The 14,950-nt window shown below is 70.3% G+C and carries 14 protein-coding genes; 1 reads left to right on the top strand and 13 read right to left on the bottom strand.

The features are described from left to right. Positions 1 to 14: 14 nt before the first annotated feature. The 5 genes from TU31_RS26690 to TU31_RS38815 form a co-directional block, all read right to left on the bottom strand. Positions 15 to 1,481 carry an IPT/TIG domain-containing protein gene (locus TU31_RS26690; RefSeq protein WP_245698856.1) on the bottom strand — a complete coding sequence of 489 codons (1,467 nt, stop codon included), beginning with the start codon at positions 1,479 to 1,481 and terminating at the stop codon, positions 15 to 17. 349 nt (positions 1,482 to 1,830) lie between these two features. Continuing rightward, on the bottom strand, positions 1,831 to 2,448 hold the full coding sequence (locus TU31_RS26695) for a LysE family translocator (protein ID WP_245698768.1): 618 nt from the start codon (positions 2,446 to 2,448) through the stop codon (positions 1,831 to 1,833). A 63-nt stretch (positions 2,449 to 2,511) separates the two neighbouring features. Further along, a complete protein-coding gene (locus tag TU31_RS26700; RefSeq protein ID WP_052719069.1) occupies positions 2,512 to 3,726 on the bottom strand; it encodes an MFS transporter in 1,215 nt (404 codons plus the stop codon). Beyond that, complete coding sequence (locus tag TU31_RS26705; protein ID WP_042159071.1) at positions 3,723 to 4,385, bottom strand: HAD family hydrolase; 663 nt, start codon at positions 4,383 to 4,385, stop codon at positions 3,723 to 3,725. The genes TU31_RS26700 and TU31_RS26705 overlap by 4 nt, the downstream gene beginning before the upstream one ends. Continuing rightward, complete coding sequence (locus tag TU31_RS38815) at positions 4,382 to 4,537, bottom strand: hypothetical protein (protein ID WP_158894730.1); 156 nt, start codon at positions 4,535 to 4,537, stop codon at positions 4,382 to 4,384. Before TU31_RS38815 ends, TU31_RS26705 begins: the two co-directional genes overlap by 4 nt. 211 nt (positions 4,538 to 4,748) lie before the next feature. Here TU31_RS38815 and TU31_RS26710 point away from each other — a divergent pair, with 211 nt between their 5' ends. Continuing rightward, entirely contained in the window at positions 4,749 to 6,053 is a 1,305-nt protein-coding gene (locus TU31_RS26710; protein ID WP_158894733.1) for a helix-turn-helix domain-containing protein, read from the top strand. 111 nt (positions 6,054 to 6,164) lie between these two features. Here TU31_RS26710 and TU31_RS26715 read toward each other — a convergent pair whose 3' ends face one another. The 8 genes from TU31_RS26715 to TU31_RS26750 form a co-directional block, all read right to left on the bottom strand. Beyond that, the gene (locus TU31_RS26715; protein WP_042159072.1) at positions 6,165 to 7,289 is read right to left on the bottom strand and encodes an LLM class flavin-dependent oxidoreductase; all 1,125 of its coding nucleotides are present in this window, start codon (positions 7,287 to 7,289) and stop codon (positions 6,165 to 6,167) included. Beyond that, entirely contained in the window at positions 7,286 to 8,677 is a 1,392-nt protein-coding gene (locus TU31_RS26720) for an NtaA/DmoA family FMN-dependent monooxygenase (RefSeq protein WP_042159073.1), read from the bottom strand. Before TU31_RS26720 ends, TU31_RS26715 begins: the two co-directional genes overlap by 4 nt. Positions 8,678 to 8,695: 18 nt before the next feature. Next, a complete protein-coding gene (locus tag TU31_RS26725; RefSeq protein WP_181018670.1) occupies positions 8,696 to 9,946 on the bottom strand; it encodes an LLM class flavin-dependent oxidoreductase in 1,251 nt (416 codons plus the stop codon). 87 nt (positions 9,947 to 10,033) lie between these two features. Next, positions 10,034 to 10,585: a flavin reductase family protein gene (locus TU31_RS26730; RefSeq protein ID WP_042159950.1), complete on the bottom strand. Its 552-nt coding sequence runs from the start codon at positions 10,583 to 10,585 to the stop codon at positions 10,034 to 10,036. A 94-nt stretch (positions 10,586 to 10,679) separates the two neighbouring features. Then, on the bottom strand, positions 10,680 to 11,417 hold the full coding sequence (locus TU31_RS26735) for a GNAT family N-acetyltransferase (protein ID WP_042159076.1): 738 nt from the start codon (positions 11,415 to 11,417) through the stop codon (positions 10,680 to 10,682). A gap of 187 nt (positions 11,418 to 11,604) precedes the next feature. Then, positions 11,605 to 12,630 (bottom strand): transporter substrate-binding domain-containing protein, encoded by a 1,026-nt coding sequence (locus TU31_RS26740; RefSeq protein WP_042159077.1) that lies wholly within the window; start codon positions 12,628 to 12,630, stop codon positions 11,605 to 11,607. A gap of 76 nt (positions 12,631 to 12,706) precedes the next feature. Further along, positions 12,707 to 13,576 carry an amino acid ABC transporter ATP-binding protein gene (locus TU31_RS26745; protein ID WP_245698769.1) on the bottom strand — a complete coding sequence of 290 codons (870 nt, stop codon included), beginning with the start codon at positions 13,574 to 13,576 and terminating at the stop codon, positions 12,707 to 12,709. Next, positions 13,573 to 14,622 carry an amino acid ABC transporter permease gene (locus tag TU31_RS26750; protein WP_042159078.1) on the bottom strand — a complete coding sequence of 350 codons (1,050 nt, stop codon included), beginning with the start codon at positions 14,620 to 14,622 and terminating at the stop codon, positions 13,573 to 13,575. Before TU31_RS26750 ends, TU31_RS26745 begins: the two co-directional genes overlap by 4 nt. Positions 14,623 to 14,950 lie beyond the last annotated feature (328 nt).

Genomic DNA, 14,950 nt, shown 5'->3' on the forward strand with positions numbered 1-14,950 from the left:
GGGGCGGGCGGACGCTACCGTCCGGTGTAGGTGAACTCGTCGGCCGGGCTGGTGGGAGAGGTGGCCTTGCCGACCGTCACGGTGATGTTCACCGTCTGTTGGACGTCGAGCTGACCGGGCGCTGTTGCGGTGAGCTGGCCGGTGGAGACGAACTTGACCGAGTCGGATGCCTTGTCCTTGAAGTGCACGGTGGCGCCATTGGCGAAGCCCGAGCCGTTGATGGTGACCGGGGTGCCGACCTTTCCGCTGGTCGGGCTGACCGCACTGACCACCACAGGTGCGGGTCCGCCATAGGCGAACTGCCCCATCGCGACGGCCGGGGATGTGCCGAGGGTGTTGGTGACGCGGACGTGGACGACGCCGGATCCGGTGGGGGCCTTGACGGTGATCCTCGTGCCGGAGGGGTCGATGTCGGGCTTGGTGCAGGCGAAGTGGCCGAAGTCGACCATGCTGTCCTGACTGAAACCCGAGCCGTTGATGGTCACCGTGGTGCCTGCTGCGCCGAAGGTGGGGGTCACGTCGGTCACCACCGGCCCGGAAGGGACGTCAGGCGCCCCCACCAGGTCCAGGTAGGTGGAGTTGGCGTGCTGGAAGGCGACCTGGCCGAGGAAGTCCTGGGTGGTCTTGTTGACCAGGTTCTTGGCGAGGCTCGTGTATCCGGTGTTCATCAGGCAGAGCGTGCCGGGCTGGACGTAGACGTTGCCCTTGGTGCGCTTGGAGATCGTCCCGATGAGCAGCTTCACTTCTTCGGTCGCCTGCGGTCCCGGGCTCGGGTACCAGCCGGCGGTGGTGTCGAGATCGGCCCACGCGTGCGGTACCAGGTCGTAGGCGTTGTTCTGGCGCTCGTCGATGACCCACGGAATGGAGTCGAAGTAGTCGACGAAGCTCTGCACGCCGGCGGTGGGAGCGGCATAGGTGATCACCGCGAACTTCGGCTGTTTCGGCCAGGTCTGTGCCTGTAGGTACGGCGCGAGCATGGTGGCGATGCAACCGCCCAGGCTGTGACCGGTCAGATAGACGGTCGGCTGCGGCGAGGAGGGCGCCGACTTGAGCGCGGCGGAGAGCGCCTGAGCGAGCGTGGCGTTCGGAGAGGGGGAGGCGATCGAGCGGGCGTTGACAACTCGTGTGAACGCGTCCTTTGCCCCCTTGGAAACGGCGATGGGCTTCGGCGATCCGCTTTCGGGGAACGGGACGACCGTGCCGACATCGAGGTCTTCGAGGATGTCGGTCGGATCGGCGTCCGTTCCGCGAGCGACCACGGCGAACTCGTTCGAGCCGTCGGTGCTCCGTGCGAGGTAGGCCATATTGGCGTTGGCCTCGCTCAGGGCCAGCCACACCAGCTCCCACGCGCCCTGCGTCGCAAGGGTGGAATCGCTCAGTTGCGCGTCGATGCCGGTGATGATGCGTGTGGTCTGCTGCTCCAGGGGCTCCCCGGACGGACGCGGGGTGGCCCCGGTGGCTGCGAGGGCAGCCAGGGTCATGGTCACCTGGGCGATTGTCGGGTCGGGTGCCATCGTCGTTCCTGCTCCTCGGATGTTTTGCCGGTGCGGAGGCGGGACGGCCTTTCGGCAGCATCAGGGCAGCAGATGTGTGCCGAACCAACCGCCAGAGTGGATCGCAGACCATCAGACCTCCCCTCTGCGTTGTCCGGTGCTTTTCCTGCCTTCAGGTGGGCCAGGTTCACCTTGTTGGCCCTTCGCCATACGTGCATGCGGTTCGCCGAGCCATGTGCTGCTGAGGCTTTCCACGTCGATGTCGCCGCTGCCTCCGCCCGCGGCGTGGCCGTCGTACCGGTCTTCGGCCGCCATGCCTCGGTCGCCCTCCCCCGTGTCAGCCAACCCAGCCGACTTGCCCCGCGGTTGCGGTTCGAATCCCCAGGACGACCAGCACGGCTCCTGCCAGGCGGCTCATCCGGCGTCGGAACCGGGGGGTGTCGATGGCCGTGCGCGCAGCGGCAACCACTGACGTCAACAACAGCAGCCATACAAGGACGACGGTTACATGCGCGACCGCAAGCGCCGCGATCTGCGGCGCGACCTGGCGGGTCGGCATGAGGAACTGGGGTACGAGAGTGAGATAGACCGATGCCGCCTTCGGGTTGAGGGCATTGGACCAAAGCCCCTGGCTGAAGCTCCCGCGCTGGGCCCACGGCAAGCGCCATCGTCTTTGTCCCGTTGCTTCGATGCCTTGCCGTGCCGAGCGCCAGGTGGTCACGCCCAGCCAGATGAGATAGATGCCGCCCAGGAGCTTCACCGCCGTCAACGCCTGAGCCGACGACATGACCAAGGCCGACAAGCCGGCCACGGCAAACGCCGCGTGCACCAGAAGTCCGCACACTGAGCCGAACGCGACGAGCACGCCATCAGACCTTGAGCCAGCGATCACCCGCTGCGTGACAAGGGTGAAGCTGGTGCCGGGGATCAGCGTGAGGGGAATGACTGCCGCCACGAAGCTGACTACTTGGTGCCACTGCACGCGATATGCCCAGCCTCTGGAATGCCCCGAGCCACTTCATTCCCCCTTTCGTGGGGGCCGTCGCCGCGAGAAGGAGAGGCTTGCGGCTGCCGCGCCGCACAGCGCGGCAGCGGCGAATGCTGCGGTGGGAGACGTCAGGTCGACCAGCGTTCCGGCGAGTGCCGATCCTCCGGCGTTGCCTGCGCCGAACGAGGTGATCATCCACGCGTGGGCCTCGGTGAGAGTCCCCTCCGGCGCCAGCCCGGCGACGAGAGCGAACGCGGAGGCCAGGACAGCGGGCAGGGCGAGCCCGCTGGCCAGGGCGAGCGGCGCCATGCCCGGAAGGGCAGGGGTGAGTGTCAGGGGCAGATAGCCGATCGTCAACAAGACCAGAAGGAAGAGCAGTCGTCGGTCTTCCCTCCGCGCCACCGGGGCGGCGGCGTAGAGGACACCGCCGAGCAGCGCGCCGACCGCGTTGAGCGCGATGAGCCAGCTCGCCGCGCCCAGGCTGCCCTCCGCGTCCGCGTAGCCGGGCGTGGCCACGGTGAAGACGCCGATCGCCGCGCCGACGCAGACGAGCGCAGCGAACAGCCGCACCAGGCGCCCGCTGCGCAGCGGGCCCGCCCAGTGACGGCTGCCGGGCCGCGCCGCGCGCCAGGACCGGGCCGGGGAAGCGGTGGCGAATCCGACGGTACCCGCCAAGCAGATCACCGCCGCGGTCAGCAGTCCGCCTGACGAGCCGAGGAGGTGTGTCGCGCCCAGCACCAGCAACGGGCCGCACACGAAGATGAGTTCCTGGGTGGCGGCATCCACGGCGAACGCGGCACGCACCGCGCGCTCGCCGTGCAGAACGTGCTCCCACAACACCCGCAGACACGGTTCGAGCTGAGGTGTGGCGGCCCCCGCCACCACAGCCGCAACGGCGGCGAGCCCCGGGGAGCCGACCGGGTCCAGCACCATGAGTGCCGCAAGCGCGGCGCCAGAGGTGATGGCGCCGCCCAGCAACAGGGGAGGCTGTCGCGTACGGTCGATGAACCGTCCCATAACCGGCCCGCCGACGGCGGCGCCGACAGCGTAGAGCGCCGTCAGCATCCCGGCCAGCCGGTAGTCACCGCCGTGGTGGCGTACGACGAGGACGAGTGCGAGCGGCACCATGCCGGTCGGCAGCCGGCCGATGAGCGAGGCCGACAGGAGTCGGGGGACATGGGGTGCGCGCAGCACCGTCCAGGTGGTGGCGGCGGCCGCGTCCGAGGCGGTGTCGGGCATCGTCATGAGGCGGGCGAAAGAGCGGTGGCCAAGGCATGCTCCAGGGTGTGAACGACGGGGACGCCCTCGGCGTGGAGGGCGTCGGGTGAGTGCAGGCCGCTGGCGTAGAGCACACAGCGGGTGCCGGCGGCCGCAGCCGCACGGGCGTCATCGACGCTGTCGCCGACGAGCAGGACGTCCCCGGGCCGACGGTCCAGGGCGCGCAGATGCGCCACGAGATGGTCCCGCTTGTAGCCCGCGTCCGCGCCCCGTTGCCCGTCCACACGCACCAGATACGGGCGCAGCGCAAAGCGGTCGATCAGCGCGGTGAGGGCGTCGTGCGGATGCATGGACAGGACGGATTGCGTCAGCCCGGCCTCCGCGACGGTGCGCAGCGCGGCGACGGCGTCGGGGGCGAGGCCGATGCCGGGTCTGCGGCGCAGGTAGGCATCGTGGAAAGCGGCGTGCAACTCGGCGCGCAGAGCCGGTGGGACGGGACGGCCCAGCAGCCGGTCGTAGAAGGCGTCGATCGGCTGAGTATGCAGTGTCCGATAGCGCTCGGCCGTGACCGGTGGCAGGCCCAGCCGCGCGAACGCCTCCACGGTGCAGGCGATCAGGGTGTCGGCGTCGTCGAAGAGGGTGCCGTTCCAGTCCCAGACGACGTGGGTGACTTCGCTGTGCGTCACGTGCCGACCTGCCAGGAGCCGAGGTGGTCCCGCCGGCGTGGGCTGAGGCAGTCCTGGGGAATCGCGGCCACGTCGTCCTTCATGCGGCTGTATGTGAAGTCGGCCTTGCGGACGCCCTCGTCGGCGCGCGCGGGATCGCGCACTAGCGGCATGGGATTCCTTCCCCTCGGATGTACGGACGTACGGATCGGGTGGACGACATCGAGTTCACCTGCCGGGCGCGCCACGGACCAGGGCAGGAACCCGGCACTTGCCCTTCAGCGGGTGCGCACCCGGCACACACCAGGCACGCACGGTCTCGCGCCCGTACGCGTCGGCACCTGCCCGGCCGAGGAGCACAGACCACAGGGCTACCCTTCCCCCGTGCCCCCTCTCGCTTCCTCCGCCCTCGCTCGGCAGCGCCGCAGCCGCGGCCATACGCAGGAGTCGCTCGCGCAGCGCCTCGGGGTCGATGTGTCCAGCGTCGCCCGTTGGGAGCGCGGAATCTCCGCCCCGTCACCCGGCATCCGCCGTGCGCTGGCCGGCGAACTCGCGCTCTCCCTGGACGAACTCGACGCGCGGCTGGGCCCGTCTCCGAAGCCGTCCGCCGCACACCGCGACGAAGCCGATGAGCCCTCGGAGTTGATCAAAGACATCTGGGGAGCGGCGGAGCGCGACGACCTCGCCACCCGGCTCGGAGCCGACCCCGCACACACGGGGACGGTCTCCCGCGATCACGTCGTACGGGTGGTGCACCAGTGGCTGATCACTCCGCCCCCGCCCCTCGGCGCGCACCGCTCGCACGGGCGGACCCACCGCATCGGCGCCGCCACCCTGGAGCGGGTCCGCGCACGGCTGCGCTATCTGCACGAGGCCGACGACACCGTCGCCGGCGGCGATCTGTACCCCGCCGTCCGCGACGAACTCGCGCGTACGGCGGCCCTGTTGCGCACCTGCACGTACACCGAAGCGGTCGGGCGCGATCTGCTGCGCATTCTCGCCGAGATGTGCCAGCTCGCGGGCTGGTCGGCTGCGGACGCGGGAAACCCGCGGGCGGGCGAGCACTACCACCTGTACGGCATCAAGGCGGCGCACGCGGCCGACGCCCCCGCACTGGCCGCGCAACTGGTCTCCAGCCTCGGCTACCACCTCGCCGAGCACGGCCACGGCCGCGACGCCGTCACGGTCACGCGTTCCGCGCTCGCGCGGCTGAACGCCCTGGAACGCGGCACGCCGGCAGCGGCTCCGGCCACCCCGGCCGTCCGCGCGCTGCTCCACGCCCGCGCCGCGTGGGCCCACGCTGTCGCGGACGAGCCCATGCGCGCCGACGAGGCGATCGGCCGCGCCCAGGACGCCTACGCCGCCCGCCGCCCCGGCACGGACCCGGACCCGGCCTGGACGTACTGGCTCACCCCCGACGAAATGCAGATCATCGTCGGCCGCCTCGACATCGCCCTCGGACGCCCGCTCGTGGGCCGCGAACGCCTCAGCGCCGCACTGGCCACGTGCGATCCGCGCCGGGTACGCGAGACCGCCCTCTACACGGCCTGGCTCGCCCACAGCCACCTGCACGGGCACGAACTCGGCGCCGCCACGACACTGGCCCGCCACGCCCGCCGCCTCAGCGCCACGATCCGCTCGGCCTACAGCGAGCGCGCCGTACGGCAGCTCGACCAGCATCTCAACTGAGGCGCCCCCTCCATCGGCCGACGGCGGAAAAGCCCGGTTCTGGAAACCGGCAGCCCCGTGCGCGGTGGGGCGGCCTCCGGGTGACCTCCCCACCGCGCACGGGCGCCCCGCTCATCTGCGCTGCCACTCCTCGGCCAGCAGTTCGTAGGAACGCACCCGGTCGGCGTGGCCGTGGGTGATGGTGGTGATGAGCAGTTCGTCGGCGCCGGTGGCCTCCTGGAGCTGCTCCAGTTGGTCGGCCACCCGGCCCGGTGAGCCGACGAACTGCGTTTCGACGCGGTCGGCGACCAGTGCCCGGTCCGCGTCGGTCCACGAATGGGCCCGGGCCTGTTCGGGCGTCGGGAACTCGATCGCGCCCTCGGCGGAGCGGATGCTGCGGACCCACAGGCCGTAGCCGGTGGCGAGTTCGCGGGCGGTCTCGTCGTCCTCGGCGACGACGACATCGGCCGAGACACTCACATGCGGCTTGTCGAGCACGTCGGAGGGCTCGAACGCGGCCCGGTAGCCTTCCGCCGCCTCCAGCACGGTGGCCGGGCTGACGTGGTAGTTCGCCGCGAACCGCAGACCGTTGCGGCCGGCGGCCTCGGCGCTCTGCCCACCGCTGCTGCCCAGGATCCACACCTGTACGTCGGCACCCTCCCCCGGTACGGCGTGTGCCTCGATGCCGTCCGCGGACCGGTACGTACCGGCCAGCAGCGCGAGGATGTCGTCGATCTGCTCGCCGTAGTCCTGCGACTCGGCGCCCGGCTGCTGGAGCAGCTTGCGCTGGAGTGCGACCCTCGGTGAGCCGAGCAGATGCTCGAAGGAGAAGCGCGGCGGGATCCGCAGCCCGTTGGGGGCGCGGCCGTCGACGACGACGGGCGCGGTCGGCAGCGGGGTGGCGGGCGGTCCGGCCGGGCGGCCGCCGGAGCGTCCGAGGCCCAGGTCGAGACGCCCGGGGTGCAGCGCGTCGATCAGGCCGAACTCCTCGACCGTGGACAGTGCGGTCCGGTGGCCGAGCTGTACGGCGCCGGAGCCGAGCCGGATCGTCGACGTCGCGGAGGCGGTCAGGGCGAGGACGACGGCGGGTGAGGTGCCCGCCACGCCCGGGTTGAGGTGGTGTTCGGCGAACCAGTAGCGGGCGTAGCCGAAGCGCTCGGCCTGCCGGGCCAGGTCGATGGAGTTGCGGAGCGCCTCGGTGGCCGTGGAGCCGGACGAGATCGGGACCAGGTCGAGGACGCCGAGGGGCGCGCTCATGAGGCCACCCGCCGGACCCGTGTCCCGGTATCCGGGTGGTCCAGGCCGAGGTGGTCGCGCAGGGTGGTGCCCTCGTACTCCGTACGGAACACCCCGCGCTCCTGGAGCAGCGGTACCACGGTGTCGGCGAAGGCGTCGAGGCCGCCGGGGGTGAGGTGCGGGACGAGGATGAAGCCGTCGGAGGCGTCCGCCTGGACGAACTCGTTGAGGGTCTCGGCGACGGTGGCCGGGGAGCCGATGAACGACTGGCGGCTGGTGGTCTCGATGACCAGCTCACGGATGGAGAGGTTCTTCGCCTCGGCGCGCCCGCGCCACTCCTCGGCGACGGCGAGCGGGTCACGGAACTGCCGTACGCTGGCCCGGCCGAGGGCGATGGTGTTCTCGCCGGGGACCGGGTCGACGTCCGGCAGCGGGCCGTCCGGGTCGTACGCGGACAGGTCCCGGTTCCAGACATGCTCCAGGTACTTGATCGCGGTCGCCCCGCTGACCTGCTGGCGCCGTACCTCGTGGGCGAGTTCCCGCGCTTCGGCATCCGTGTCGCCGAGGACGAACGTCGCGGCGGGCAGGATCAGCAGCTGGTCGCGCCTGCGCCCGTAGCGGGCGAGGCGGGCCTTGACGTCCTGGTAGAACGCCTTCCCTTCCTCGATCCTGCTGTATCGGCTGAAGATCGCGTCGGCGCCGGCGGCCGCGAACTCGCGCCCCTCGTCGGAATCACCGGCCTGGAAGATCACCGGCCGTCCCTGGGGGCTGCGCGGGACGTTGAACTGCCCGCTGATGTCGAACTGCTCACCCTGGTGGGCAAAGGCTCCGGCCTCGGCATCGCGCAGGAAGGTGCCGGTCGCCCGGTGGGCGATGATCTCGTCGCCGCGCCAGGAGTCGAACAGTTCGTGGGCCGTGGCCAGGAACTCCTTGGCCCGGGAGTAGCGCTCCTCCTGCGGCAGGAAACCACCGCGGCGGAAGTTCTCGCCGGTGAAGGCGTCCCAGGAGGTGACCACGTTCCAGGCGGCGCGCCCACCCGACAGGTGGTCGAGGCTGGCGAACTGGCGGGCGACCTCGTAGGGCTCGTTGAAGGTGGAGTTGATGGTGCCGGTCAGGCCGAGGTGTTCGGTGACGGCGGCGAGCGCGGTGAGGACGGTGAAGGTGTCGGGCCGTCCCACGACGTCGAGGTCGTAGATCTTCCCGCCCTGCTCGCGCAGCCTGAGCCCCTCGGCGAGGAACAGGAAGTCGAACTTGGCCCGTTCCGCCGTCCGCGCCAGGTGCGCGAAGGAGCTGAACTCGATGTGGCTGCCGGCCTCGGGGGCGCTCCACACGGTGGTGTTGTTGACGCCCGGGAAGTGTGCCGCGAGATGGATCTGCTTGAGCGGCTTGTCCGTTGACGATGTGCTCATTCCTCAATTCCTTCCGGCTCAGGCGGTGGCAACGGCGTAGCGGTTGGCGGGGCGGGCGAGCCCGAGCAGCCCGCGCAGGGTGTCGGCCTCGTAGGAGCTCCGGAACGCGCGCCGGCGCTGGAGTTCGGGGACCAGGCCCCGGGTGATCGCGCGGAGGTCGTGTCCGAGGACGGCGGGGCGCAGCCGGAAGCCGGACAGCCCGGCCTGCTGCAACTCCAGCAGCAAATCGGCGAGTTGGGTGGGCGTGCCGGTGAAGATACGGGCGTCGCCGGTGTACGCGTACCCCGCGAGGGCGTCGAGGCGCTCCCGGCGTGCCTCCGCCGCGGTGGGGTCGTCGTCCAGGAAGACCACCAGGTCGCCGAAGAGGTGCAGCGGCTCGTCCGCGCGCCCTGCCGCGTCCTGCTCGGACCGCACCGCGGCGACGACGGCGCGCGCCCGCTCGGTGTCGTGCGGCGTGACGTACCCGACGTCGGCGGAGCGGGCGACCAGCCGGAACGGGGCGCCGGTCGCGTGCTCGTGTGCGAGCGCGCTCACCAGGGGCTGGCCCTGCGGCGGCCGGGGCGTGATCGAGGGGCCCTTGACGCTGAAGTGCCTGCCCTCGAAGTCGATGTGGTGCAGCTTGTCGCGGTCGATGAAGCGGCCGGTGGCGACGTCCCGGATCTCCGCGTCGTCCTCCCAGCTGTCCCACAGCCGGCGCACCGCTTCGACGTAGTCGGCGGCCTCGTCGAGGAGGTCGGTCGTCAGTTCCCGTACGGCCGGGCTGTCCAGGTCCCCGGGGTCGAACCGGGGGAACGTGCGGCGTCCGAAGTGCACGGCCTCGTTCGGGCGCGCCGTCACCTGCACACGCAGGCCCGCGCGACCGGTGCTCACGTAGTCGAGCGTGGCGATCGCCTTGGAGATGTGGAACGGCTCGGTGTGGGTGGCCACCACGGTCGGCACGAGCCCTATGTGCCTGGTCAGCGGGGCGACACGGGCGGCGATGAGGACGGCGTCCAGCCGGCCGCGCACCTGGTCGGTACGCCCGTCCGGTTCCAGGAAGTGCGAGGACTGGAGTCCGAGCGAGTCCTCGATCGTCACGAAGTCGAGCAGACCGCGTTCGGCCTCGGCGACGAGGTCGGCCCAGTAGCCGGCGGTGAACAGGTCCCGGGGGCGGGCCACCGGCTCGCGCCAGGCGGCAGGGTGCCAGCCCGCGCCGTCGAGCGCGACGGCCAGGTGCAGCGGAGCGGAGGTAAAGGCCGAAGGGGGTAGCGGAGAGGATGATGAGGACACGATGGGGCGCCTTCCTGAGGGGTCGTACGTACCGGGAGTGGGCTCATCTCGTCGTGTTCGTGGTGAGCGTGGTGTTCGTGGTGATCGTCATGAAGCGCGACGGATCGGTTGTGGGAGCAGTGGACGGGCCGCGGCGAAGGCCCCGTCGTGATGCACCAGTGCCGTCGCCTCCTGATGCACCGCGCCGGCCTCGACCTCGCCGACGACCAGCAGGTGGTCGCCAACGGCCTGACGAAGCGTCACACGGGCGGCGAGCCAGGCGGGTGCGTCGTCGAGTACGGGCAGGCCGTCCTCGTGCGCGGTCCAGGCGACGCCCTGGAACCGGTCGGCGCCGCTGCGCGCGAACTGCCGTGCCACTTCGGCGTTCCGGGTGCCCAGGAGGTGGACGGCGAACCGGTCGGCTTCCCGTACGGCCGGCGCGGTCGATGCGCCGAGGCTCAGGCAGAAGGACACGAGAGGTGGCCGCAGCGATACGGAGGTGAAGGAGGTGGCCGTGAAGCCGGCCGGGCCCGGGACGGTGATCACCGTGACTCCGGCCGCGTGGCGCCGCAGGGTGCTGCGGAGTATGTCGTCGGCGGCAACGTCCGTGGCGGCAAAGGCTGTTGCGGATCGGGCGGGGCGGTTCTCGGAGGTGATCACGTCGGTTCCCTTCGGTGTCTGGGCGTGGTCGGGCACGGCGTTGTCTGGCACGGCGTTGTCTGGCACTGCCTTGTCGGGCACGGCGGCAGTCCGTTCAAGGCGTCGGTGCCGGATGTCGGCCCGGGGTGCGCACCAGCAGGAAGTTCGTATGCCGGCGCAGGGTGAAGCCGATCGACTCGTAGAGGCGGATGGCGGTGGTGTTGCTCGCGTGGGTGTGGAGGAAGGGGGTCTCGCCGCGTTCCCTGATCCCGGCCGCCACCGCCCGGACCAGTCGCGTGGCCAGGCCCCGCCCACGGTGTGTCGGGTGGGTGCAGACGGCGCTGATCTCCGTCCAGCCCGGCGGATGCACGCGTTCCCCGGCCATGGCGATGAGCCGTCCGCGGTGCCGGATGCCGAGATAGGTGCCGAGTTCGACGGTGCGGGGCAGGAAGGGACCCGGCTTGGTCAGGGCGATCAGGTCCAGGATCTCGGGGATGTCGTCGAGCCCGAGCCGTACCGCTTCGGGCGCGGGTTCGGCGCGGAGCCCGGTGTCGACCAGTTGGACGCCCTGCCCGCTCTCCACGATCTCCCATCCGTCGGGGACGGTCCGCGCTCCCGTGACGGCGGTGACGGTGTCCGGGCCGACCAGCGCGGCGAGGTCGTCCCAGGCCCCCGGGTCGGCCGGGTCGGCGAGGGCGGTGAAGGGGCACACGTCCAGGGGGTAGCGGGCGGCGCGGCCGACGCGCTCGGCGATCCGGGCGTGCGGCCCGGTCAGCGCGGCCCAGACGGCGTTGTCCAGGACGTGCGGTGCGGCCGGGCTCTGGGCGAGGGAAGGAGAGACGCTGGTGGACATAGCGGTGAGAAGGCTCCGTGTCATCCGTGGCATCGGTTCATCCGTGGCATCGGTTCATCCATGGCATCGGTGTCGTCCGTGGCAGACATGGCATCGGTGTCGTCCGTGGCGGACCTGGCGGGCCGGTGCGCCCGGAACTCGACGTGACACCGGAGTCCCGGGCGGCAGACGCCCGCGCGAGCGTTGATCAGGAGTTGTCGAGCGGCAGGCCGGGCGGGTTGACCTGGGAGGTCTTGACGGCCTCGTTGGAGAGGTTCCAGGCGGCCAGCCACTTGGCGTACTGGCCGTGCCCGATCAGGTAGTTGATCGCCTCGGAGACCGGCTCGGCCAGCCCGCTGTCCTTCTTGGAGGTCGCGGCGATCAGTCCCTGGAGCTTCGCTCCGGCGCCGGAGAACTTGCCGGCGTTACGGGTCGCGTTGGGGGTCTTCGCCGTGTGGGTGGTGTGATAGGCGATGCTGGGGTTGGGGCCGAAGTGGGCGTCGATCTTCCCGCTGTTCAGTGCCAGGTAGACGCTGTTGTTGTCCGGGTAGTACTTGACGGCAAGGTCCTTGCCCCCCTTCTTCAGCTTCGCCTTCCACTCCAGCAGGACCTTCTCCTGGTTGGTGCCCCGGCTCACCGAGACCGTCTTGCCGGCCAGGTTCTTGTAGTCGCCGTCGAAGTTCCAGGTGCTCTTCTTGGGCACCTCGAACCCCAGGTTGTCCTGCCGGTAGGTGGCGAACTCGTACTTCTTCTTGCGCTCCTCGGTGTCGGTGACGTTGGAGAAGGCCGTATCGACCTTGCCGCTGTCGATGCCGACGAACAGGTTCTCCCAGGTGAAGTTCTTCACCTCGGGCTTGAGGCCGAGGACAGCGGCCACCAGTCGGCCGAAGTCGGGCTCGGCTCCGGTGAGCGTCTTCTGGTCGTCGCCAACGAAGTTCAGCGGCACGGAGCCGGTGGGCAGGGCGCCGACGCCGATGACCAGCGTGCCCTTCTTGGCGACCGACTTGGGCAGCTTGGCGCTGATGGACTTGACCTCGGAAACCTTGAGTTCGGTCTCCTCGGCGGCACCGTTGGAGAGGGCCCCCACGGTGACCTTCCCGGACTGCTTGCTGTCGGACGTACCGGCCGCGTCGCTGTTGCCCCCGCAGGCGGCGAGGCCGGTGGCGAGGGCGGCGACGGTGGTGCCCGCGGTGAGGCCGCGGAGGAGTCTGCTGCGGAGGCTGAGGGTGCGCATGGCTGTCCTTGGTTCGGTGAGCGGTTGTGGTGGCGTGTTGCTTGTTCTTCGGGGGGGCTTCGGTGACGTGGCGGGGTCAGAGCACCTTGCTCAGGAAGTCCCTGGTCCGCTCGTGTTCCGGGTGATCCAGCACCGCGCTGGGCGGGCCCTGTTCGACGATCCGGCCCTCATCGAGGAAGACGACCCGGTCGGCGACCTCACGGGCGAAGCCGATCTCGTGGGTGACGATGATGAGGGTGGTGCCGCTGGTGGCCAGGTCCTTGATGACCGCCAGCACCTCGCCGACCAGTTCGGGATCGAGCGCGGAGGTGGGTTCGTCGAAGAGGATGACCCCCGGTCGCAGGGCGAGGGCGCGGGCGATGGCCACCCTCTGCTGCTGGCCGCCGGACAGCTGTCGCGGATAGGCGCCGGCCTTGTCGGCCAGGCCCACCCGGCCGAGCAGTTCGCGGGCCAGTTCCCGGGCCTCGGGCTTGGTCAGCTTCCCGGTGGCCACGGGAGCGGCGGCCACGTTGTCCAGCGCGGTCAGGTGCGGGAAGAGGTTGAAGTTCTGGAAGACGAAGCCGATCCGGCTGCGCTGGCCCAGGATGACCCGTTCGCTCAGCTCCTTGAGCCTCCCCCGGCCCGCGGCCGGGCGGACCCCCGCCTCGCTGCGCTCGCCGTGCCGGCGTACGCCGATCAGCTCACCGTTCACGCTGACGTACCCGACCTCGGGCTTCTCCAGGTGGTTGATCACCCGCAGCAGGGTGGACTTGCCTGACCCGGACGGCCCGAGAATCACGGTGACCTCGCCCGGCCGCACGGTCAACTCGACGCCGTCCAGCACCCGGTGGCCGCCATACCACTTGTGCACGCCGTGCACCTCGACCGCGGCAGGCCGTATCTCGGTGGTGTCGGTGGTGTCGGTGATCTCAGTCAGCTCGGTGCTCTCAGCAGTCTCGGTGGTCATATCGCCGCCTCCCTCCGGGCTCGCGCCCGCAGATCACGCAGACCCGTCCGCACCTTCTGCAACGGCGTCGGCGGAAGGGTGCGCGTCGCGCCCCGGGAGAAGTACCGCTCGACGTAGAACTGGACGACGGAGACCGCACTCGTGAGGATCAGGTACCAGACGGTGGCGACCAGCAACAGCGGGACGATGTCACCCGGGTAGGTGCTGCCCATGCTCTGCGCGGAGCCGAAGAGATCGAGCAGCGACACGTAGAAGACGAGCGAGGTGCTCTTGATCAGATTGATCAGCAGATTGACGTAGTTCGGGGTGATGGACCGCAGCGCCTGCGGGAAGACGATCTTCGTGAACTGGTAGCTCCTCGGCAGACCGAGTGCCGATGCCGCCTCGTGCTGCCCCTGGTCGACCGCGAGGATGCCGCTCCGCACCACCTCGGACGCGTACGCCGCCTCGTTCAGGCTGAGTCCGACGACCGCGACGACGATGTCGGTGGCGAGCCGGGACTCGTCGAAGGTGAAGAAGGCGGGGCCGAACGGAACTCCGAGGCTCAGCGTCTTGTACAGCGCGCTGAAGTTGTAGAGGAACAGCAGCACCACGATCAGCGGAACCGAACGGAACAGCCATGTGTAGGTCCAGCTGACCGCCCGCAGCACCGGGCTCCGGGAGAGCCTGCCCAGGGCCACCAGGATCCCGCCGAGCAGACCGAGCACGGCGCTGTACGCCGTCACTTCGAGGGTGATGAGCAGACCGTCGAGGATCGTCGGGCGCAGGAACCAGTACTGGAACCGGTCCCACTGATAGAAGGGGTTGGTCACCAGTCCGTGGGCGATCTGGGCGACCAGCACCAGCACGATCGCCGTGGCGATCCAGCGACCTGGTCGGCGCTGCGGCAGCACCCGCTGTGCCGCCAGTGGCCGCGGTGCGGTGTCATCGCCCGGCCGTTCGGTTCCGGCAGGGCGTGCGGTACGAGGCTCGGAGGCGGGCTCGGGGGTGTCTTCGGCAGGAGGCGCTGAGGCGAGGGACACCACAGCGCCAGGGGATTCACTCATGGAGGGCTCCAGCGAATTCGGACACCCCGGACCACGGATGCCGCGACGGCACCGCAGAGCCGTCAGGACTCTGCGTGACGATGCGCACGGGACACGCGGCACGTGGTACGGGGGCTGGGCAGGAAGGGTGCACACCGCGACAGCGGTGGCATCAGAGGTTCAGAGAGCCGTCAGCCTCGGCAGAAGGCACGGCAGGTGCAAGTGCCGGTACACAGTGCGCTGTTGACGCGGAGCAGGTCGACCGTCCGGTTCGCGCACAGCAGCAGGCAGCCGCGACGCCGCCATGCGGCCGTCTCCAGAGCTGCGTACATTCCGTCACCGTCACTGT

This window comes from Streptomyces lydicamycinicus (assembly GCF_000829715.2).
In the GTDB taxonomy this organism is placed as follows: domain Bacteria; phylum Actinomycetota; class Actinomycetes; order Streptomycetales; family Streptomycetaceae; genus Streptomyces; species Streptomyces lydicamycinicus.

What these genes read in the sequence shown, in the direction of transcription:
- TU31_RS26690 (WP_245698856.1), bottom strand. Translation starts at nt 1,481, where the DNA reads ATGACCCTGGCTGCCCTCGCAGCCACCGGGGCCACCCCGCGTCCGTCC.
- TU31_RS26700 (WP_052719069.1), bottom strand. Translation starts at nt 3,726, where the DNA reads ATGACGATGCCCGACACCGCCTCGGACGCGGCCGCCGCCACCACCTGG.
- TU31_RS38815 (WP_158894730.1), bottom strand. Translation starts at nt 4,537, where the DNA reads ATGCCGCTAGTGCGCGATCCCGCGCGCGCCGACGAGGGCGTCCGCAAG.
- TU31_RS26715 (WP_042159072.1), bottom strand. Translation starts at nt 7,289, where the DNA reads ATGAGCGCGCCCCTCGGCGTCCTCGACCTGGTCCCGATCTCGTCCGGC.
- TU31_RS26720 (WP_042159073.1), bottom strand. Translation starts at nt 8,677, where the DNA reads ATGAGCACATCGTCAACGGACAAGCCGCTCAAGCAGATCCATCTCGCG.
- TU31_RS26735 (WP_042159076.1), bottom strand. Translation starts at nt 11,417, where the DNA reads ATGTCCACCAGCGTCTCTCCTTCCCTCGCCCAGAGCCCGGCCGCACCG.
- TU31_RS26740 (WP_042159077.1), bottom strand. Translation starts at nt 12,630, where the DNA reads ATGCGCACCCTCAGCCTCCGCAGCAGACTCCTCCGCGGCCTCACCGCG.
- TU31_RS26745 (WP_245698769.1), bottom strand. Translation starts at nt 13,576, where the DNA reads ATGACCACCGAGACTGCTGAGAGCACCGAGCTGACTGAGATCACCGAC.
- TU31_RS26750 (WP_042159078.1), bottom strand. Translation starts at nt 14,622, where the DNA reads ATGAGTGAATCCCCTGGCGCTGTGGTGTCCCTCGCCTCAGCGCCTCCT.